Raw genomic sequence first — 21,372 nt, 5'->3', positions numbered from 1 at the left:
ATTCCTTTCAAATTAGTTTTACTTCTTCTTTTTACATCCTCAGCATAGGTTGTACAAGATGCTCTAATTGCAGCTGCAAGAGGGAGGACAAAAGGATCATGAAAAAACTATTAAGTCATTTCGACCCGTCTGTTCTGTCCATGGCAGGGATTCGAATCTTTTCTGGGTTATTAGAAATTACCGCTGCCATCATCATGCTCAGTCTAAATGATGTGAAAAAAGCAGTTGTGGTGAACTCGATGTTAGCTGTTGTAGGGCCCCTCATATTTATTTCCACCATGATGATAGGTCTCATTAGCATGGCTGATGAGATCTCCTTTTCAAAAATGATATATATAGCAATTGGGTTGGGGTTTATCTTATTTGGGATCTATAAATGAGAAAATGTATTCCGTTGTTATATATTGTCCAGGCGCGCATACATTGTAAGTAATAATAGGACAAGAAGGGGATATGTATGCTTGCAAGTATTAAGACCGTTTTACCCAATGAAATAACCAGTGTAATTGATTCTCTTTCCCCACCTTTACTGAACAGGATGGAAGAAATAAGAGTCCGGGTAAATCGACCCTTGGAATTGATAATTGAAGGGAAACCTTTTTTTCCATCGTATACAGTGACACCAACAGACGCCATTCACATTTTGAACAAAATTAGCAAGCATTCCATCTATGCACTGGAAGAGGAGCTCAAACGTGGATATATCACTATTAATGGGGGTCATCGTGTCGGACTAGCTGGAAAAGTGATTACAGAAGAGGGAAAGGTTAAGGCTATCCGCGACGTCTCCTCGTTTAATATTCGTATTGCTAAGCAAAAAATTGGAGTTGCTGAACCCCTACTGCCATTTCTTTACGAAAAAGGTAGATGGTTGAGCACAATGGTAATTGGACCTCCACAAACCGGGAAGACAACATTATTAAGGGACCTGGCAAGGATGATGAGCTCAGGCTGTGAGGAAAAGCGAGTGGCATCATGCAAAGTGGGAATTGTAGACGAACGTTCTGAGATTGCTGGTTGTGTACATGGAATTCCTCAGCATGACTTGGGACAAAGGGTTGACGTGCTCGATGGCTGTCCAAAGGCAGAAGGAATGATGATGATGATTCGCTCCATGAGCCCTGATGTCATCGTCGTGGATGAGATAGGAAGAATGGAAGACAGCGAGGCAGTGATGGAAGCCGTCCATGCAGGAGTGGGGCTTCTCATGTCGGTTCATGCTTTTTCTTTTGATGAATTAAAAAGCAGACCTAGTCTTAGGGAAATTTTATCATACCAGGCAGTTAAACGGTTCGTGGAACTGACCAGATCCAATGGACCAGGCTCCATTAAGAGAATAGTTAATGAGGTGGGGGAAGAGATCTTCCGGGAAGAGGGTGTGAGAAGATGATCAAATTAGTTGGAGCAGTTTTAATTCTCGTGGCAACTTCCTGGGCAGGTTTTGAAGCAGCAAGGCACCTGACAGAAAGGCCAAGACAACTTAGACAATTAAAGGTGGCCTTGCAATCGCTTGAAGCTGAAATCATGTATGGTCACACTCCACTTGCGGATGCGACCAAAAACATCTCCAAGCAATTGGAAAAACCACTTTCATGGTTTTTTGAAAGCTTCGCCCATAAATTAGATAAAGCAAGTCTTACAGTAAAAGAAGCCTGGCAAGAAAGCTTAGATGATGTTTGGAAAAACACCGCATATAAAACGGCCGAACTCGAAATTATGAAACAATTCGGCGAAACACTTGGCCAACACGATCGCTATACCCAACAAAAGCACATCCAACTGGCACTAACCCACCTTGAACGCGAAGAACTAGAAGCCCGCGACAAACAAAACCGCTACGAAAGAATGGTCAAAAGCCTCGGAGTCCTATCAGGATTACTGCTGGTGATTTTATTGATTTAGCAGGACGAGAAATAGAAAGTACTGTATATACTTGAGGTTTTCTAGCCGTGGATTGGAGCAAATGACGGAGACTCCAGCGGGGGAGTAGCGACTATGTTGAGTCCCCGCAGGCGAAAGCGAGGCCACTGAAAAACTGATAACGTAAAATTTTTATTTATTCCTAGCTGTTGATTGAAGCAAAAGGCGAAGACTCCTGAGGGAGATAGCGCTAGGTGGAGACCCCGCAGGCGTAGCCGAGGAGGCTCCAGCAGCGCCCCTAGGAAAGCGAAGCCTTTTGCGGAAATCAACAGCGATAGCTAAATAAATAAATTCTAAAATCAATGAATTTTTCAGTGGCCTCGGCGAAAGCGGAGAAGGCTTCCGGACCGCCAGTGGAAAGCGAGCCGCTGCTGCGGAAATTAACGACTAAACTTAAGAGAAATCCCCAAAAGCAAACCGTAAAAAATAGGAGGAGCGTCCATGGGCATTGAAGTAGACGTAATATTTAAAATCGCCGGCATCGGCATCGTCGTAGCCTTCCTGCACACCGTACTAAAACAACTCGGCAAAGAAGAATACGCACACTGGGTAACCCTACTCGGATTCATCTACATTCTTTTTATGGTAGCAAGCATCGTCGACGATCTATTCAAGAAGATAAAATCGGTATTCCTGTTCCAATGATAAGGGGTGTTGACCTATCGAGATTCTCCAAATAGTAGGTCTTGGCTTAATCGCCACCTTTCTTGCATTAGTAGTAAAAGAGCAAAAACCGACATTTGCCTTTATGCTAGTCGTATTTGTCGGCTGTGCGATTTTCTTATTTTTAGTAGAGCAAGTGTTTGATGTTATTAGAATGCTAGAGAGGATTGCGATTAATGCCAATGTCAATTTAATCTATGTTGAAACCATTCTGAAGATTGTGGGCATTGCCTATATCGCAGAATTTGGTGCACAAATCACAAAGGACGCCGGCCAAGGAGCCATCGCATCCAAAATCGAATTGGCCGGAAAGATATTAATTTTGGCAATGGCCATTCCTATTTTAACCGTCATCATCGAAACCATCATTAATCTCATTCCTTCTTAAAATGAACCTTCAGAGGGGAGCATATCAATGAAACTCATTCTCGCAATCATTGCAGCCATGTTGATCCTATTGTTTATTCCATTTGAAATAGTACAAGCCTCACCCTCTTCGCCGTCAGAATTGGTAACAGAACAAATAGAAGGAATTGATGTGGAGGAAATTAAGGTGTACTGGGAAGAAGTGATGGAAGAGTACGGCGGATTTTTGCCAGAAAGCCAAAAAGGCTCGTTCATGGAATTTGTAAAAGGGGACAAGTCCTTTTCATTGGAAGAATGGTCAAAAGGCTTCCTCAAATATTTATTCCATGAACTCCTGGCGAACGGAAAACTGCTTGGCAGTCTGATCTTACTCACCATCTTCAGCATGTTCCTACAAACGCTTCAAAATGCCTTTGAGCAAAAAACAGTCAGTAAAGTCGCCTATAGTGTTGTCTTCATGGTTCTGATCATCATCGCCCTCAACAGTTTTCATATCGTTATCTCATACACACTAGAAGCAATAACCGCCATGACAGGGTTCATCATCGCCTTAGTGCCACTCCTCATTGCGCTAATTGCTTCATCAGGTGGATTGGTATCGGCAGCATTTTTTCATCCTATCATTTTATTTTTAATGAATACCAGCGGCCTGCTTATTCAATATGTCGTGCTTCCACTCTTGTTTCTTTCAGCCATCTTAAGCATTGTCAGTACGCTAAGTGAACATTACAAAGTAACCCAACTTGCACAGTTACTCCGAAATGTAAGCATCGGAATTCTAGGAATCTATTTAACCGTATTTCTTGGTGTAATCTCTGTCCAAGGTGCAACTGCAGCGGTGACAGATGGAATCGCCATACGTACCGCCAAATTTGTGACCGGAAACTTTATTCCTGTAATCGGCAGAATGTTTACAGACGCTACAGATACCGTGATTACTGCTTCAGTGTTGTTAAAAAATACAGTCGGGATTCTTGGAGTGGCCACTTTGATTTTATTAGCAGCATTCCCGGCGGTTAAAATCCTGTCAATTGCGATTATTTATAAACTTGCCGCGGCGCTTCTTCAACCACTTGGTGGCGGTACCGTCATAAAATGTCTTGATATTATCAGCAAAAGCATCATCTACATTTTTGCTGCCCTGGCTATTGTCTCCTTTATGTTCTTCTTAAGCATCACGGTCATCATAGCAGCAGGAAATATTACCGTGATGGTCAGGTAAGGGGGAGAGTTAATGAGTTACTTAACAGAATGGATCACCAGTATCATCCTATTTATTCTTTTAGCAACGGTAGTAGAAATGTTACTTCCGAATTCTTCCATGCAAAAGTATACGAAACTAGTGATTGGACTTCTACTGATTGTCGTCATTCTCACCCCCATCCTGAAGCTCCTTTCCACAGATATGGATGAACTTTTTGCAAAAATGACCACGCATTCTTCCTACACATCAAAAGAAAACACAGAAAATTTAATAGAAATGAAGAAAAAAGAAATACAAGCCTCCCATGCTGCATACATTTTAAATAAAGCGGCTGTCCTAATGAAAGAAGATGTGGAGGAGGAGTTGAGAGAAAGCTATGGTGTAACTGTGAAAGACTTGCAAGTTGTCGTGAAAAATGAGGACCAGCTTACCGAATTACCTATTGAAGAAAATATAGAATCCGTTGTGATTCTACTGGAACAATCGGAAGACGAGACAGCCATTCAAGTTGTAAAACCTGTTCAAATTGACACCTCCAGACAAAAGGAACCAGCACCTTCCTCAAAAGAAGAAGGTAAAATAGCAAATTTCCTAGCAGATCGTTGGCAACTACAACCAACCAATATTTCAGTAGCAGTCGAAGGGGGGGATTAGTACAAGGTGGAAAAGAAAAACCAAGCATTCATTCCATGGCTAAAATCTCTGCTTACCAATCAGTCAAAAGATAAAAAAGCAAAATATCAATACATGACGGTTATACTCGTCCTTGGTGTAGGTTTCATCTTATTTGGAAATTTATTCTTTGGAGGAGACAGTGCAACTTCTCCTGGCGGAGGGGTTCTGCCAGCCATGAAGCAGGAACAACCGAAAGATGAACCAGTATTTGGACAAAATGACGATGCCAACGCACCTTCTACAATCTCTGATTATGAGGCAAGCTTCGAAAATCAACTGAAAGATGCACTTGAGGCAATCACCGGAGTAAATGACGTATCTGTCGTTGTAAATATCGATGCCTCCGAAAAGAAAGTCTTTCAGACAAACAAAACCACCTCACAGCAAACAACGGTCGAAACTGACCAGCAAGGTGGGAAACGCGATGTCACTGATTCTTCAGAAGAAGAACAAGTCCTCGTCATCAGGAAAAATGAACAAGAAATTCCGGTCGTATCCGAAACTAAAAAACCGGTCATACGCGGAGTTCTGATTGTAGCAAAGGGCGCTGAAAATATACATGTAAAACAAATGATTTTGGATGCTGTCACCAGAGTGCTAGACGTACCACAGCACAAAGTAGCAGTACTTCCAAAAAAATCCGAGGGGGAATAATCCATGTTATTAAAAAAACAAACCGTATGGTTACTAACGATGTTAAGTCTCGTTTTTGTCCTATCTGCTTACTACTTTATCGGTGATCAACAAGCCGGTGAACAACTGGCAAATGACGCAACAGAACAACCAGCAGCCACGGAATCCGCTGAAAACCACGGTGGTGAAGAAGGCGAAGCTGCTGGTACTGATGAAGAAGAAGGAACTGAAAATGCGGAAGGCGTTAAAGGCGAAGAAGCTACTGAGGAAGATGGCAGTGCTGTAGTAAAATATATCTCTTCTGACGAGACACTGGCAGAAATGCGCTATGAACTGGAAAACCTTCGCAGCGCTCATCGTGCTGAATTAAAAGAAATGATGGCAAGTACAGATCTACCGGCAGAAGAAATCTCCAAAGCAGTTGACCAATACAATGAACTTGCACAAATCTCTGAAAAAGAACTAATCTTAGAGTCCACCATCCGTTCCCATAAGGATGTAGATGATGCGCTTGTCCGTGTGACAGACGGCAAAATCCGAATAACAGTCAAAACAGCCGCTCACTCACCACAAATGGCAAACGACATCTACCACATGGTACGCCAAGAATTCAAAGATGTACGTAACGAAGATATCGCATTTGACTTCCCACCAGTAACGGAAGAAGGCGGCGAATAATATAAGATAGGCAAGATACCGAAGCCCTGGAAGTGAGGGGGCTTCGGTTTTTTTGTTTTGGTTTATTAAAAATAGACTCTTTGACTGGTGTTACCTGAGTACGATAGATCTGATGAAAGCAATAAACGTCTGGCAGTTCGTTCGTTTTTAATTCCAGTTATTTTCTGAAACTCGGAAACTGTGATAGTAGGTCTGATCAACAGCCTATAATCCTGAAGTAGCTTGATATGTGCCTCCTTGCAAGTGTTGTTACATTTTTGACACAACCAAGAACCAAATATTCTCTCGCAACCTATATGGAGACATTTTTGGCACTGTACACCTTTTAGTATACAATCTGGAGATACTCCATAATCTTTTTCCAAATCTATAAAAGTGACGGGCTCGTTCTTCTTTATTATGAGGGAGCTTAGTTTACGAACCCCTTTAGCGTCCAATTTTACTTTTGTGTGTTTTTTCATGAACTCTGCCACCTTTAATTCAACCCCTGTATTGCGAACTACCATGTTCTTAACGAGGTTGGGGTGTGAAATACATTTAATCTCTGCCCTTGAGTTCGCAATGACTACTAAACTTTCAATGGGGCCAGGCTGAATTTTATAGTCTTTTAACCATGTTTTGAATTTAGTGAGTTGGGTCTGCACTTGGATAATGGGATCGGAGTAAGTAATAGTTTTATCCACTTCGTTTTCGGTGAATTTTTGAATGAGTTGTTGGAAAGCAGGATCAAACTCGAGGGTGCCTTTCATATACTTCGCATCTAGTATGAGGATAAAAGTTGGGAAGATCAGAAGTGTGTCAATTTGAAAGTGATGTCCTTTATAAGGTAGCCTTATATCTTGTAAGACATAAAATTCCCCTTCTACTTCGGGTAACAAGTCCAAGTAGTAATGAAGCGACTCTTCTCCTTTAAAACCAGCTATGTTTTTTCCAAGATCTGATTTTATCCTCAGCAACATATGGTTGGAAGGGGGCAGGCGTCGACTTAAAGCCTCTAATACTTTAATTTTCAAAGACATTTCACGTTCTTTCAATATGATCATAGGCATGCAGCTCCTTTTTCTTTGAGATGTTATTGTTTTTGACATTGAGGTATGTTTTTCCTGCAAAACTTGTCAAATTTTCTGGGAATCTTTTGTATGGGGTGGGTTTTATTAGAAAGCTTTTAGCAAATTAATCTTTTGAACTTTTGGTACAAAGTTGTCTGGTATTCACGGGAAAAACTTAAGAAATGAGGGGGTGTTGGGGTGTGTAAAATGGTTCGGACAAATTACTTGGGCGTTCGGACACTTAGGTGTGTGCGTTCGGACAATAATTTGTGGGGTTCGGTCAATTGAAAAATTGCTTCGGTCAACTTTCCTGAAACTTCGGTCAACTATGCGAAAACTTCGGTCAACTTTAGTGAATCTTCGGTCAATTTCCGAAAAACTTCGGACATTTAGCGAAAATCACACAGGTGGGCAAAGGTTGATGCTTGATTTTTAAGGAAAATGACTTTGAAATATCTGAAAAACTTTAGAAAACAGCTCTCTTTGAGCGTGTAAAAAGTGGTTCGGACAAGTTATTCGTGACTTCGGACATTTTAGTCCTAAATTAGAAGGGCGTTCGGACAAATAAGTCTAGTGGTTCGGACAAGAATTCGTGGTGTTCGGTCATTTGAAAAATTGGTTCGGTCAACTTTTCTGAAACTTCGGCCAACTACGCCAAAACTTCGGCCAACTTTCAGGAAACTTCGGACAACTTCCGGAAAACTTCGGACATTTAGCAAAAAATCACACGGTGGTGACAGCATGTTGCTTAACTTTTGTCGGTAATCAACGAAAAATCCAAGAATTAAACGCATTATTTAGATCCTAAAAATTGTTCGGACAAATTACTCCAAACTTCGGACACTTCAGTCCTGAATTGGACATGTGTTCGGACAATTAGACGCAGTACTTCGGACAACCTTTCAAACTACCACTCCCATCCAAGCTATATCGCCGAGAACCCCCTATCCACCACAACCAAAATCCCCTATAATAATAACTAAAGCGTTTTCATCAAATCACCACCGCTACCAGCACCCTAAATTCGCCAATCAACCAAACTTAGCACTAGGTAATAATATCTATTACTATTTTTAGTTGAATTTCGGAAGCTTGTATCGTATGATGAATATGAACTATTTTGTAAAAAATGTACATAGCAACATCTAAGCAACAGCAAGCAACACCAATGCAGCAACTAATCATCAATAGGACCGAGGAGTGAACGAAATATGTTAAAGATTCAAGAAATTAGAGAAATTATTAAGTTGATTGACCAATCCAATATAGATGAATTCACGTATGAAAATGAAGGTTCCAAAATTAAAATGAAGAAACATGCGGAGCAAACTGTCGTGAGCACGCAATTAGCTGCGCCAGCACCACAAGCAGTACAGCAACAAGCACCTCAGGCAGCACCAATGGCACAAGCTCCAGCTCAGCAAGCTCAAACACCTGCAGCGGAAGCAAAACAAGAAACAGCGGCACCAAAACAAGAAGATCCGAACCTACATAAAATTACATCACCGATGGTAGGGACTTTCTATGCTTCTCCATCACCTGATCAAGCGGCATATGTACAGGAAGGCAGTAAAGTCGGTGAAAACTCAGTTGTTTGTATCGTAGAAGCAATGAAACTGTTCAATGAGATTGAAGCAGAAGTCAAAGGCGAAATTGTCGAGGTTTTGGTTGATAATGGCCAATTAGTAGAATATGGTCAACCTTTATTCCTTGTAAAAACAATATAAGGAGGGGGCGACACTCATGATAAAAAAAGTATTGATTGCCAATAGAGGAGAAATTGCCGTACGTATTATTCGTGCATGTAAAGAAATGAATATTGAGACTGTGGCTGTTTATTCGGAAGCGGATAAAGAATCCCTTCATGTACAGTTGGCAGATGAAGCATATTGTGTAGGACCAAAAACGTCAAAAGACAGTTATCTTAATTTCACCAACATCATTAGCGTGGCAAAACTTACGGCGTCAGATGCTATTCACCCTGGGTACGGATTCCTTGCAGAGAATGCTGATTTTGCTGAGCTTTGCCGTGAATGTAACATTACATTTATTGGACCAAGTCCAGAAGCAATCAGCAAGATGGGAACGAAAGATGTGGCGCGTGAAACAATGCGTAAAGCTGGTGTACCGATTGTCCCCGGGTCCCAAGGGATTATCGAGAATATTAACGACGGTATATCTATTGCCAACGATATTGGGTATCCTGTTATCATTAAAGCTACGGCAGGCGGTGGCGGTAAAGGTATCCGTGTAGCCAGAAACGAAGAGGAACTGAAAAAAGGTATCTCTATCACCCAACAGGAAGCGGCTACTGCTTTCGGTAATCCAGGTGTGTATTTGGAAAAATTCATCGAGGACTTCCGTCACGTAGAAATTCAAGTAATGGCAGATGGTCATGGCAATACGATTCACCTTGGTGAGCGTGATTGTTCCATCCAGCGCCGTCTTCAGAAGCTTGTAGAAGAAACACCTTCACCTGTCCTTGATGAAGAAATTCGTGCTCAAATGGGTGAAGCGGCAGTAAAAGCTGCTGAAGCAGTGGACTATATGGGTGCAGGTACGATAGAATTTATTTATGACTATCAAGATAGAAAATTCTACTTCATGGAAATGAACACCCGTATCCAAGTAGAGCATCCTGTTACGGAAATGGTGACAGGGGTGGATCTAATTAAGGAAATGATTCGGGTTGCATCTGGTGAAACATTATCTCTCAAGCAAGAAGATGTTGTTTTCAACGGCTGGTCGATTGAGTGCCGTATCAATGCTGAAAATCCTGAAAAGAACTTTATGCCTTCCCCAGGGAAGATTGAGATGTACCTACCGCCAGGAGGCCTTGGTGTTCGGGTAGACTCCGCAGTTTATCCTGGATACAGCATACCGCCATTTTACGATTCTATGGTGGCAAAGCTAATCACATATGGAGCAACTCGTGAAGAAGCTGTTTCACGAATGAAACGTGCGTTAAGCGAATTTATTATTGAAGGCGTTCATACTACGATTCCTTTCCATCTAAAATTAATGGATCACGAAAAGTTCAAAGATGGGGATTTTAATACGAAATTTCTTGAGAAATATGATGTCATGAATTCTTAACTATTATTAGGAGGGTTAATTATGACCGAAAGAAACCTATTGGAAATGGAAAACAACAACTCACTTGGCAAGGTTGAAATTGCACCTGAAGTCATCGAAGTTATTGCCGGAATTGCTGCTTCTGAAGTGGAAGGTGTTATGGCGATGCGCGGTAACTTTGCAGCTGGTGTGGTCGAGAGACTTGGGAAAAAGAACCACGGTAAAGGCGTAAAAGTCGATCTTTCTGAAGAAGGCATTAAAGTGGATGTATTCTGTGTGATGCAGTTTGGTATTTCCATCCCTACAGTTGCACAAAAAGTACAAGACAACATTCGTCAAGCATTGTTGAATATGACTGCTTTGGAAATTACAGAAGTTAATATTCATGTTGTCGGCGTACAATTTGAAGCACAAAAGAATGAAGTGGAAGTAGAGCAAGAAATTTAATAATACCAACTTTGTAGGCACTCTCATTAGATGGGTGTCTACAATTTTTTTGTTCGGGAAAGTTACTATGCCAAGTTTCCCTTGTGTTCCCTCACATAATTAGGTACAATTTTAGTCGCTACTTTTAACAGGACTTTAGTGAAAAGTATAGTAGAGATGTATCTCGGTAAAGATGAAACTGACATCATTAAATAGAAGAATGACACCTTTTGAGCTCCCCCAAGAGCAAATGTGAAAACGGTTAATTCCGAACATTTAAAGAAAACATAATCAGTTTGTATGTAATTTAGTTAGAAAACGAATGAAAAACATGTGTTTTTTTATAAAAATGTGCTATTATCTTTTTATACTAGTAAGGCACGATAAGGAGATCGAACAATGAAACGTAGTGAATCAAGAGAAAAGGCGCTTCAAGCCATTTTTCAAATGGATTTAAGTGATATTGCGCCTGATGAAGCAATTATAAATGTATTAGAAGAAGGGGAAAAACCGGATGATTTCCTAAGCAGTATCGTGTTAGGCACGAAAGAGCATCAGGAAGAAATCGATTCCACGTTGAAATCCCATTTGGAGAAGTGGTCCCTTGAACGACTTGGAACAGTGGACCGCACCATTCTTCGTATGACTGTTTTTGAAATGATGTTTGTCGAAGAAATTCCCGTTAATGTCAGCATGAATGAAGCGATTGAACTTGCTAAAACATTTGGAGATGACAAATCGAGCGGATTTATCAACGCAGTCCTATCTAAAGTAAAAACTACCATTGAAAATAATGCATAAGTAGTAGCATAAAAGGGGGAGCTATTCATGTCAGCAGTTATCGTATCAGGTAAAGATCTTGCAAAGGAAAAGAGAGCTTTTATTAAAGAAAAGGTTTCTGAGCTACATACGGAAAAGAATATTCAACCAAGCTTGGCTGTCATTTTAGTGGGGCAAGACCCTGCTTCTCAATCCTATGTTCGAGCCAAACAGAAAGCTTGTGAAGAAGCTGGGATTAATAGCATTTTAGAAAAATACCCAAGTTCCATTACGCAAGAAGAATTGCTGCAAAGAATCACTCATTTTAACGGTGATGCTTCTGTGCATGGCATTCTGGTGCAATTACCTTTGCCTGATCATATAGATGAACTGGCTGTTATTGAACATATTTCCCCTAATAAAGATGTGGACGGGTTTCATCCAGTAAATATCGGTAGAATGATGATTGACCAGAAATCATTCCTCCCTTGTACGCCATATGGAATTGTGGAAATGATTAAGTCACTTGACGTTTCTATTTCTGGTAAGCATGTTGTGGTTATTGGAAGAAGTAATATCGTAGGGAAGCCAGTAGGGCAATTGCTTCTAAAAGAGGATGCTACTGTTACTTACTGTCATTCTCGTACAAAGGATTTAGCTTCCATTACCAAACAAGCCGATATTTTAATCGCTGCAGTTGGTCGTGCTAAACTAATTGGTCCTCAATACGTGAAGGATGGGGCGATTGTAATTGATGTTGGGGTTAACAGACTAGAGACAGGTAAACTGTGTGGAGATGTGGATTTTGATTCTGTGAAAGAAAAAGCGAGCTATATCACACCTGTTCCTGGAGGGGTCGGTCCGATGACGATTACGATGTTGCTTCACAATACGTTACTATCAGCACAAAATGAAGCCTGTGAAAACAAGACGTTTTCCAGGTAATATGATATCTTAGAAGATGGATGGGACTTAATGTTCTTCCGTCTTTTTTTCGTATCACCATGCTTCAAAAAGGAGTTAACGATTATGAGTGAACGCAGGTACTTAACGGTTACTGCTTTAACAAAATACATTAAAAGAAAGTTTGATGTGGACCCTCATTTGCAAGATGTTTGGCTGAAAGGGGAGATTTCCAATTTCAAGCAACATAGCAGAGGGCATATGTACTTCACCCTAAAAGACCAAAACGCTCGACTCCAAGTAGTCATGTTTGCGGGGCAGAACCGCAACCTTGCCTTTAAACCGCAAGAAGGGATGAAGGTCCTTGTTCGTGGTGAAATAACGGTCTATGAGGCAAATGGGTCCTATCAGATGTACATAAAAGAAATGCAGCCTGATGGCGTGGGTAGTCTGTTTTTAGCTTATGAAGAGCTGAAAAAGAAGCTTTCACAGGAAGGGCTGTTTTCACCTGAATACAAAAAGAACCTACCTAAATATCCTCGTGCTGTAGGAGTAATTACCTCCCCAACAGGTGCTGCTGTCAGAGACATCATCACCACGTTGAAAAGGAGATATCCATTAACGAAAATACTTGTTATTCCTGCTTTAGTACAAGGTGTGAATGCCGCGCCATCTATCGTTAAGGCTATACAAACCGCCAACATACTTCCTGACCTTGATGTACTTATTGTTGGCCGTGGTGGAGGTTCGATTGAAGAATTATGGGCGTTTAATGAAGAAGTCGTAGCTAGAGAAATTTTTGCGTCAAAGCTACCTATCATTTCAGCAGTTGGTCATGAAACAGACTTTACCATAGCTGATTTCGTAGCGGACATGCGTGCACCTACACCGACTGCAGCGGCAGAATTGGCTGTTCCGCATATAAACGAATTAATGGAGAGGCTTTCTGACCGTAAATTCCGATTACACAGAGCTTCCAACAAGTTAATGCAACATTACAAGGACAGATTGACAGCTTTACAAAAATCATATGCATTCAGGTTTCCGAAGAACTTATATGCGCAAAAGCAACAAGACCTGGACCGAACCATGGATAATTTAGAAATGGCGATGAAACGATTGGCGGAACGCAAGCATGATAAGTGGGAGCAACTTGCGGGAAGGCTTGCTAGAAACCATCCTAAAAAGCAATGGGAAGCAGATAAACTTACACTTGAACAACAGACGAAGTTGCTAACGAGGCAGATGCAACAAACACTTCAAAAGAAACAATGGGAATTTCAACATAAACTTTCTAAGATGGATGCTTTAAGTCCTCTTAAAATCATGAACAGGGGTTACAGCCTAGCATACCAGGATGATGGCACTATAATAAAAAAGGTGGATCAGGCAGCAAAAGGAGATACCATTCAAGTTCACCTTCAAGATGGCCGGTTAGAATGTGAAGTACAAAAAGTGAAGGAGCGAAAAGGAAATGAGTGAAAAAAAGGAAGTTACATTTGAAGAAGCAATGAAAGATCTGGAGAACATTGTAGAAAAACTTGAAGAAGGAGATGTTCCATTAGAAGAGGCCATCTCTTTTTACAAAGAAGGGATGAAATTGTCCAAGCTCTGTCATGATAAACTTTCTCATGTAGAAGAAGAGATGGAGCAGATTTTAAAAGAAAATGGCGAATTGGAGTCATTCCAAGTACAGGAGGATGAAGCTTAATTGTCACAGCTGATGGATTTACAAACTTTTATGAAAGATAGAAAGAAATTGGTAGAGGATGCTCTCTATTCCTATATGAATTCTGTTGAAGCACCAGAAGTTTTACTGGAATCCATGAATTATTCACTAAAGGCAGGCGGAAAGAGATTAAGACCTTTATTAGTGCTTGCAACATTAAATTCTTTCGGAAAATCGGAAGAATTGGGAATGCCTGTAGCTTGTGCAGTGGAGATGATACACACGTATTCTCTAGTGCACGATGATCTTCCGAGTATGGATGATGATGACTTCAGACGCGGAAAACCTACTAATCATAAAGTGTATGGTGAAGCGATGGCAATACTGGCTGGTGATGCCTTGCTCACTCATAGCTTTGAGGTGATGGAGGACCTTTTAAATCTGGACGTCCAGCCAATGAAAGTCGTCACCCTCATGAAGGAATTAGCCAAAGCCTCCGGACCAAGAGGAATGGTTGGAGGACAGGTTGCGGATATGGAAGGAGAAGGAAAACTACTTTCACTTCAAGACCTTGAATATATACATAGAAACAAAACAGGAAAACTTCTGGGCTATAGCATAGTTGCTGGTGCAATACTCGGGGATGCAACAGAAGAGCAAATTGCCAAGTTAGAGCATTTTGCCGATCACTTAGGCCTTGCATTCCAAATCAGGGATGACATTCTTGATATTGAAGGGGATGCATCTAAAATTGGCAAGCCTGTAGGATCAGATACCCTTAACGAAAAAGTGACCTATCCCTCACTACTAACGATGGATGGTGCAAAAGAAAAGTTAGAATATCATATTACGGAGGCGAAGCAAATTCTAGCAGACATTCCGTTAGAATCGGATCTTTTGGTACAACTTTGCGATCTAATTGCCAAAAGGGACCACTAATCGACAAAAGTAGCAGTGAAAATTGAGCATTTCCTCTTTTTGTGGTATAGTATAAGGTACAAATGAGTGGTGCAGTATTCTAGTCAGTCCACCTTTTCTGAAGGCGGGCCTAAAAATCCGCTAAAGGGCACATCGATGAAGTTCCTTGTGTCGGCTTGAGGCGCCCAGCCTTGGGTTGATGCTGGGAGTTAAGGTAGTAGGGCGATCCACAATGGCATGTGGGCGAAGACCCTACTTCCGTGGAGGCCCATTCTTACGCTTGTTAATCCCCTAGGGGAGCAAGTAGTGGAATGGTGATAAACCTGTATTATATCTAACTGGGTTAGGTATAAACAGCGTAGCCTGCCTTGAGTGGAGTCGGAGGGGATTATGGTAGGGGATTTTTTCACTAGGCCGGTGAATCTATCTATGTATTCCATATGAAATCCGTTCTGCAAAAGAGGCTAAGACAAGGTTTAAGGGCTGTAGAGGAAAACTCCTAGACTGTTCTATTTATAAGACATGTATTGGGGATTATAGTGCGGACTAAGTGGTAATCCAGTCTAGTCGATGGCGACACGGCTAAGGCAGGTTTAAAGGGAAACCGCCAGTATGGCGACATCTGGTACTTGCTTGGGAAAACCTACTGGACCTAAGCCGCAGTTTTTACTCAATACATGACCACTTCTACATAAAAACGATTGAAGTTTGGTGGATTAAAAATTTTTGTCTATAATAAAATGTAAGATAACTACAAAAGCTTACTTATATAGAGTTGGGATTTTATACTATGGTTAATAAATGGAAAGATGCAATAAATTGGAGTTTAGCTATCGCCGTTATCACACTCGTGTTAGCGGCTATTTTTTCAATTGTTTCCACCTACTTACTTTCAGGAGTAACATGGGCAGTAGGAATGGTCATTGTGTTTATCATCGTCTTTATCGGTATTTTTTTCGATATGCTTGGTATTGCCTCCACAGCTGCAGATGAAATTCCATTTCACGCGATGGCTGCGGAAAGGGTAAACGGTTCCAAACAAGCCATACAGATTGTCAGGAATGCAGATCGGTTTGCAAGTTTTTGTAATGACGTTATCGGTGATATTTCTGGAATTATCAGTGGAACTGCATCTGCTATTGTAGTCATTTCCTTCACCCTTTCGGTGGGCCAAACAGAAGACTCTTTGTTTCATTATTTTGTGGCTGTTGTCTTCACAAGCGTTGTGGCAGCTGTTACAGTGGGAGGAAAGGCTTTCGGAAAATCGATGGCCATTCAGTATTCTACGCCTATTCTGTTTCAAGTGGGAAGGCTGTTTTATATACTAGAAGACAAATTTAACATTGTGGTCTTGAAAGATAATAAAAAGCGTAAAAATAAGCGAAATTAGCAAGGAAAGAGAGTGATCCCTTTTGGATCTTACAAAGATTAAAAATCCGCAATTTTTAAAGAAAATGTCTATAGATGAACTGGAGGGCCTTAGTGAGGATATCAGACGATTTCTGATAGAACAGCTCTCCACATCAGGTGGCCATATCGGGCCGAATCTTGGGGTAGTTGAACTTACTGTTGCATTGCACAAAGTGTTTGACAGCCCTAAAGATAAGTTTTTATGGGATGTTGGTCACCAGGCCTATGTCCATAAAATTTTGACAGGAAGAGCCTGTGATTTTGGTTCGTTGCGTAAATATAAAGGTCTCTGTGGGTTTCCTAAAAGGAATGAGTCTGAGCACGATGTATGGGAAACGGGACATTCTTCCACTTCTCTTTCCGGAGCGATGGGTATGGCTGCCGCACGTGACATCAAAGGAACCGATGAGTATGTTATTCCGATCATCGGGGATGGTGCCTTAACAGGCGGAATGGCACTTGAAGCATTAAATCATATTGGTCATGAAAAGAAAGACATGATTGTCATCTTGAATGATAATGAAATGTCTATTGCTCCCAATGTCGGTGCATTGCATAGTGCCCTTGGAAGAATGCGTACTGCTGGTAAGTACAATTGGGTAAAAGACGAACTGGAAGTGCTTCTTAAGAAAATACCTGCAGTTGGCGGGAAACTGGCGTCAACGGCTGAGCGCATCAAAGACAGTTTGAAGTACCTTGTTGTCAGTGGGATGTTTTTTGAAGAACTTGGTTTTACGTACTTAGGACCAATTGATGGACATAATTACAATGATTTAATTGAAAACCTTAAATATGCCAAGAAAACAGAAGGACCGGTGCTCATACATGTTGTTACCAAAAAAGGAAAAGGGTATGAACCGGCTGAATTGGACACTATTGGTACATGGCATGGAACGGGACCTTATAAAATTGAAACAGGTGATTTCCTGAAGCCAGTTGGCGGTCCGCCAGCTTGGAGCAGTGTAGTTAGTGAAACAGTCCGCAGGCTTGCGCGTGAAGATGAGCGTATTGTGGCTCTCACACCTGCAATGCCTGTAGGATCTAAGCTTGAAGGTTTTGCGAAAGAATTCCCAAATCGCATGTTTGATGTTGGAATTGCTGAGCAGCATGCTGTAACGATGGCAGCGGGACTTGCTACGCAAGGAATGAAGCCTTTCTTAGCTATTTATTCTACTTTCCTGCAAAGAGGGTACGATCAGGTAGTGCATGATGTATGCCGTCAAAACTTAAATGTTTTCTTTGGAATTGATCGTTCCGGTTTAGTTGGGGAAGATGGTGAAACACATCAAGGTGTGTTTGATATCGCCTTCCTAAGACATTTACCAAACATGGTTCTAATGATGCCTAAAGATGAAAACGAAGGCCAACACATGGTATATACGGCAAATAAATATGACGAAGGCCCGATTGCGCTTCGCTATCCACGTGGTAACGGATTAGGTGTCAAAATGGATGAAGAATTAAAAGAGCTGCCAATCGGTTCTTGGGAAGTTCTGAAAGAAGGAACGGATGCAGTTATCCTTACGTTTGGAACGACTATCGGAATGGCGCTTGAAGCGGCCGATTATCTGAAAAAGGAAAACCTATCAGTTAAAGTAGTGAATGCTAGATTTATTAAACCGATGGATGAGGCGTTATTGCATGACCTCTTCAAATCAGGTATACCTTTTGTCACTATTGAAGAAGCAGTGCTTCAAGGTGGATTTGGTAGTGCGGTTGTCGAGTTTGCTAGTGATAATGGCTATACGAACCGAGTGGTAAGAATGGGAATTCCAGATCGCTTCATTGAACATGGAAGTGTGAAGGAGCTGCTACAGGAAATAGATTTAACTACAGAAAAAGTTGTGGAAAATGTTAAATTGATTGCAGCTAGAAGAAAACAAAAAAGGGCTTAAGGAAATATGGCGAAAAAAGAAAGAGTAGATGTACTTTTAGTGGAGCGCGGACTTGTGGAAACTCGTGAGAAGGCAAAGCGCTCCATTATGGCAGGACTTGTATATTCAAACGAACAACGGCTGGACAAGCCCGGTGAAAAAGTAGCAATAGATGCAGCGTTGACTGTCAAAGGCAATGTATTGCCATACGTAAGCAGAGGCGGGTTGAAACTGGAGAAAGCACTAAAAGTCTTTAACTTGGATGTTAAAGACAAGATACTTCTTGATATCGGTGCTTCTACAGGGGGCTTTACGGATTGTGCACTGCAAAATGGAGCAAAGCTTAGCTACGCACTTGATGTAGGGTATAATCAACTTGCATGGAAACTCCGTCAAGATGAACGAGTCGTGGTGATGGAAAGAACCAATTTCAGATACGTTACTCCGGTAGATTTAAACGAGGGCATGCCGGATTTTGCCAGCATTGATGTTTCATTTATTTCATTGAAACTTATACTACCGGTTTTAAAAACCCTGCTTGTATCGGGTAGTGACGTAGTGGCACTTGTTAAGCCTCAATTTGAAGCAGGAAGAGAGCAGGTTGGAAAAAAAGGTATTGTCCGTGAACCGAAGATACACGAAGCGGTGATGGATAAGATTATTGACTTCAGCTTGAAGGAAGGGTATGACGTAATGAATGCCTCTTACTCCCCGATTAAGGGAGGAGAGGGTAACATTGAATTCCTTCTTCATTTGCAATGGAATGGGCATACAGATGAAAACGCAGAAAATAATTTTGAAACTTCCATATCCGCTCTAGTTGCAGATGCGCACCTACAATTGAAGGTCGAAAAAGGGGAATAACTATTACGATGGTTGTTCCTTTTTTCTTTTACATATTGAAAGGTTTCCATTAACATAAAGCTAGGTTATATAGATTATTAAGGGGTGCCAACATGACAAAGGGCCAAAGACACATAAAGATTAGAGAATTAATTACAAATAGCGAAATTGAAACACAAGACGAGCTAGTCGATCGCTTGAAAAATTTAGGGTTTAATGTAACCCAAGCAACTGTTTCAAGGGACATTAAAGAGCTTCATCTTGTAAAAGTTCCGCTATTAGACGGCAGATATAAATACAGCCTCCCAGCAGATCAACGCTTTAATCCTCTGCAAAAACTAAAACGCTCTTTGATGGATGCGTTTGTGAAAATAGACATCGCAGGCCATATGATTGTGATGAAAACGATGCCGGGTAATGCTAATGCTATCGGTGTCCTAATTGATAATCTTGATTGGTCGGAAATTCTAGGAACTATTTGTGGTGACGATACCTGTTTAATTATTTGTCGTACACCGGAGGATGCAAAAGAGTTATCCGATCGCTTTATTAATATGCTATAAAATCACGCGAGGATGTGATGATATGATTGCTGAGTTAACCATTAAAAATTTTGCGATAATCGAATCCCTTTCCGTATCCTTCGATAAAGGATTAACGGTTTTAACCGGAGAGACTGGAGCGGGTAAGTCCATTATCATTGATGCCATCCACTTGTTGGCTGGTGGAAGGGGATCCCATGAATTTGTCCGATTTGGTGAAAAAAGAGCGGAACTAGAGGGATTATTTCTGCTTGAGGATGAACAGCACCCTGCTTATAAAGTTTGTCAAGAGCTTGGAATTGATATAGAAGACGAAATGGTTGTTTTGCGAAGAGAAATCCATGTTACCGGAAAAAGTGTTTGTCGTGTTAATGGAAAGCTTGTCACCATTGCCCTGCTAAGGGAAGTAGGACAAACATTGGTGGATATCCATGGTCAGCACGAACACCAAGAGCTGATGGATCCGGACTTGCATTTTTCTCTTTTAGATCAGTTTGGCGGAGTGGCCGTTCAAAAGGAACTTCAAGAGTATAGAAATATTTATTCTTCTTTTAAGGACGTTGAAAAAAGGCTGCTAGAACTCACTGAAAATGAGCAAAAGGTTGCTCATCGACTTGATTTATTGCAATTCCAGGCTGAAGAGATCAACAATGCACAACTAACTATTAATGAAGAAGATGATTTGATGGAAGAACGAAACAAAATCAGCAACTTTGAACGCCTATATCAATCGCTCAACAACTGTTACCATGCCATGCACGGAGAACAAAAAGGGCTTGATTGGGTCGGACAAGCTATGTCTGAATCAGAAGGTTTAGAAGAAATTGATAAAAACCTTAAAGATGTGTATGAAATTATATCCAATTCTTATTATCAATTAGAAGAGTTATCATATCGTATTAGAGACGAAATAGATCAGCTTGAGTTTGATCCAAACCGCCTTGATTTTATTGAAGGAAGATTGAATGAAATTAAGCAACTTAAGCGGAAGTACGGCAGCTCAGTTGCAGAGATATTAGAATACGGGGCAAAAATAGAAGAAGAGCTTGAAACTTTACAAAACCGTGATTCACATATACACCAGTTGCAGGAATCATTGGAGTCACTCAAGCAAGATCTTGTTTTAGAAGCGAAATCACTCACTGATGCACGTAGAAAAGCTTCCGAAAAATTAATGAAGAGCATCCATAAAGAACTGAAAGACTTGTACTTGGAAAAAGCCATTTTTGATGTAAATATGGATGTAAAAAAGGAAAAGGCATCAGGTGATGTCATGTTTGGGAAAAACGGTGTGGATGTGGTGGAGTTCTATTTGACAACAAACCCAGGGGAGCCGTTGAAGCCAATGGCAAAAGTTGCTTCTGGAGGGGAACTTTCGCGAATAATGCTTGCTTTGAAGAGTATCTTCTCAAGACACCAAGGTATCACATCCATTATTTTTGATGAGGTCGATACCGGAGTCAGCGGCAGGGTCGCACAAGCTATCGCGGAGAAGATCTACCAGGTCTCGGTTGATTCGCAGGTGCTTTGTATCTCGCATTTACCTCAAGTTGCTGCCATGTCAGACACCCATCTGTTCATCAGCAAGGAAGTATCTGGTGAGCGCACGAAAACCAAGGTACGTGGATTGGATCAAGATGAAAAGGTCCGGGAAATTGGCAGGATGATTTCGGGTGTGGAAATTACTTCTTTGACGAAGGAGCATGCACGGGAACTATTGCAGATTGCAGGGAATATTAAGCAGGGGTAACCAGCAGTGTGCCGT

Annotated in this window: 23 protein-coding genes; 22 read left to right on the top strand and 1 reads right to left on the bottom strand. The window is 41.2% G+C overall.

Annotation, left to right across the window (positions count from 1 at the left end; all coding sequences use genetic code 11):
- The first annotated feature begins 98 nt into the window (after window positions 1-98).
- The 9 genes from AAV98_RS14875 to AAV98_RS14835 all read left to right on the top strand — a co-directional run bounded on the left by AAV98_RS14875 (window position 99) and on the right by AAV98_RS14835 (window position 6,139).
- Complete coding sequence (locus AAV98_RS14875) at window positions 99-380, top strand: YqhV family protein (protein ID WP_060666337.1); 282 nt, start codon at window positions 99-101, stop codon at window positions 378-380.
- Window positions 381-457: 77 nt separating this feature from the next.
- Window positions 458-1,390, top strand: a complete 933-nt coding sequence (spoIIIAA, locus tag AAV98_RS14870) for a stage III sporulation protein AA (protein WP_060666336.1) — start codon at window positions 458-460, stop codon at window positions 1,388-1,390.
- Window positions 1,387-1,902, top strand: a complete 516-nt coding sequence (spoIIIAB, locus tag AAV98_RS14865) for a stage III sporulation protein SpoIIIAB (protein ID WP_060666335.1) — start codon at window positions 1,387-1,389, stop codon at window positions 1,900-1,902. The genes spoIIIAA and spoIIIAB overlap by 4 nt, the downstream gene beginning before the upstream one ends.
- A 459-nt stretch (window positions 1,903-2,361) precedes the next feature.
- Window positions 2,362-2,565 (top strand): stage III sporulation protein AC, encoded by a 204-nt coding sequence (spoIIIAC, locus tag AAV98_RS14860; RefSeq protein WP_060666334.1) that lies wholly within the window; start codon window positions 2,362-2,364, stop codon window positions 2,563-2,565.
- 16 nt (window positions 2,566-2,581) lie between these two features.
- Entirely contained in the window at window positions 2,582-2,971 is a 390-nt protein-coding gene (gene spoIIIAD, locus AAV98_RS14855) for a stage III sporulation protein AD (RefSeq protein ID WP_082380912.1), read from the top strand.
- Between the two features lie 27 nt (window positions 2,972-2,998).
- Window positions 2,999-4,171, top strand: a complete 1,173-nt coding sequence (spoIIIAE, locus tag AAV98_RS14850) for a stage III sporulation protein AE (protein WP_060666332.1) — start codon at window positions 2,999-3,001, stop codon at window positions 4,169-4,171.
- 12 nt (window positions 4,172-4,183) lie between these two features.
- On the top strand, window positions 4,184-4,807 hold the full coding sequence (spoIIIAF, locus tag AAV98_RS14845; protein WP_060666331.1) for a stage III sporulation protein AF: 624 nt from the start codon (window positions 4,184-4,186) through the stop codon (window positions 4,805-4,807).
- Window positions 4,808-4,813: 6 nt separating this feature from the next.
- Window positions 4,814-5,482: a stage III sporulation protein AG gene (spoIIIAG, locus tag AAV98_RS14840; protein WP_060666330.1), complete on the top strand. Its 669-nt coding sequence runs from the start codon at window positions 4,814-4,816 to the stop codon at window positions 5,480-5,482.
- A 3-nt stretch (window positions 5,483-5,485) separates the two neighbouring features.
- A complete protein-coding gene (locus tag AAV98_RS14835; RefSeq protein WP_060666329.1) occupies window positions 5,486-6,139 on the top strand; it encodes a SpoIIIAH-like family protein in 654 nt (217 codons plus the stop codon).
- A 65-nt stretch (window positions 6,140-6,204) separates the two neighbouring features.
- Here AAV98_RS14835 and AAV98_RS14830 read toward each other — a convergent pair whose 3' ends face one another.
- Window positions 6,205-7,182: a nuclease-related domain-containing protein gene (locus AAV98_RS14830; protein ID WP_060666328.1), complete on the bottom strand. Its 978-nt coding sequence runs from the start codon at window positions 7,180-7,182 to the stop codon at window positions 6,205-6,207.
- A gap of 1,217 nt (window positions 7,183-8,399) precedes the next feature.
- Here AAV98_RS14830 and accB point away from each other — a divergent pair.
- The 13 genes from accB to recN all read left to right on the top strand — a co-directional run bounded on the left by accB (window position 8,400) and on the right by recN (window position 21,357).
- The gene (accB, locus tag AAV98_RS14825) at window positions 8,400-8,915 is read left to right on the top strand and encodes an acetyl-CoA carboxylase biotin carboxyl carrier protein (RefSeq protein ID WP_060666327.1); all 516 of its coding nucleotides are present in this window, start codon (window positions 8,400-8,402) and stop codon (window positions 8,913-8,915) included.
- 16 nt (window positions 8,916-8,931) lie between these two features.
- The gene (gene accC, locus AAV98_RS14820) at window positions 8,932-10,284 is read left to right on the top strand and encodes an acetyl-CoA carboxylase biotin carboxylase subunit (protein WP_060666326.1); all 1,353 of its coding nucleotides are present in this window, start codon (window positions 8,932-8,934) and stop codon (window positions 10,282-10,284) included.
- Window positions 10,285-10,305: 21 nt separating this feature from the next.
- Window positions 10,306-10,710 carry an Asp23/Gls24 family envelope stress response protein gene (locus tag AAV98_RS14815; RefSeq protein ID WP_060666325.1) on the top strand — a complete coding sequence of 135 codons (405 nt, stop codon included), beginning with the start codon at window positions 10,306-10,308 and terminating at the stop codon, window positions 10,708-10,710.
- 378 nt (window positions 10,711-11,088) lie between these two features.
- A complete protein-coding gene (gene nusB, locus AAV98_RS14810; RefSeq protein ID WP_060666324.1) occupies window positions 11,089-11,490 on the top strand; it encodes a transcription antitermination factor NusB in 402 nt (133 codons plus the stop codon).
- Between the two features lie 27 nt (window positions 11,491-11,517).
- Window positions 11,518-12,393, top strand: a complete 876-nt coding sequence (folD, locus tag AAV98_RS14805) for a bifunctional methylenetetrahydrofolate dehydrogenase/methenyltetrahydrofolate cyclohydrolase FolD (RefSeq protein WP_060666323.1) — start codon at window positions 11,518-11,520, stop codon at window positions 12,391-12,393.
- Between the two features lie 84 nt (window positions 12,394-12,477).
- Window positions 12,478-13,833, top strand: a complete 1,356-nt coding sequence (gene xseA / locus AAV98_RS14800; protein ID WP_060666322.1) for an exodeoxyribonuclease VII large subunit — start codon at window positions 12,478-12,480, stop codon at window positions 13,831-13,833.
- Window positions 13,826-14,062 carry an exodeoxyribonuclease VII small subunit gene (locus AAV98_RS14795; protein WP_060666321.1) on the top strand — a complete coding sequence of 79 codons (237 nt, stop codon included), beginning with the start codon at window positions 13,826-13,828 and terminating at the stop codon, window positions 14,060-14,062. Before xseA ends, AAV98_RS14795 begins: the two co-directional genes overlap by 8 nt.
- Before the next feature lie 12 nt (window positions 14,063-14,074).
- Window positions 14,075-14,959, top strand: a complete 885-nt coding sequence (locus tag AAV98_RS14790; RefSeq protein WP_060666368.1) for a polyprenyl synthetase family protein — start codon at window positions 14,075-14,077, stop codon at window positions 14,957-14,959.
- Window positions 14,960-15,728: 769 nt separating this feature from the next.
- Window positions 15,729-16,328 (top strand): hypothetical protein, encoded by a 600-nt coding sequence (locus AAV98_RS14785; RefSeq protein WP_060666320.1) that lies wholly within the window; start codon window positions 15,729-15,731, stop codon window positions 16,326-16,328.
- 22 nt (window positions 16,329-16,350) lie between these two features.
- The gene (dxs, locus tag AAV98_RS14780) at window positions 16,351-18,243 is read left to right on the top strand and encodes a 1-deoxy-D-xylulose-5-phosphate synthase (RefSeq protein ID WP_060666319.1); all 1,893 of its coding nucleotides are present in this window, start codon (window positions 16,351-16,353) and stop codon (window positions 18,241-18,243) included.
- A gap of 6 nt (window positions 18,244-18,249) precedes the next feature.
- A complete protein-coding gene (locus tag AAV98_RS14775; RefSeq protein WP_060666318.1) occupies window positions 18,250-19,086 on the top strand; it encodes a TlyA family RNA methyltransferase in 837 nt (278 codons plus the stop codon).
- A gap of 92 nt (window positions 19,087-19,178) precedes the next feature.
- Window positions 19,179-19,628, top strand: a complete 450-nt coding sequence (ahrC, locus tag AAV98_RS14770; RefSeq protein WP_060666317.1) for a transcriptional regulator AhrC/ArgR — start codon at window positions 19,179-19,181, stop codon at window positions 19,626-19,628.
- A 22-nt stretch (window positions 19,629-19,650) separates the two neighbouring features.
- On the top strand, window positions 19,651-21,357 hold the full coding sequence (recN, locus tag AAV98_RS14765; RefSeq protein ID WP_060666316.1) for a DNA repair protein RecN: 1,707 nt from the start codon (window positions 19,651-19,653) through the stop codon (window positions 21,355-21,357).
- The last annotated feature ends 15 nt before the right edge of the window (window positions 21,358-21,372 follow it).

The organism is Bacillus sp. CHD6a, from assembly GCF_001293645.1.
Classification (GTDB): Bacteria; Bacillota; Bacilli; order Bacillales; family Bacillaceae_I; genus Sutcliffiella_A.
The sequence above is the reverse complement of the archived record's forward strand: the minus strand, read 5'-3'. Positions and strand labels throughout refer to the sequence as shown.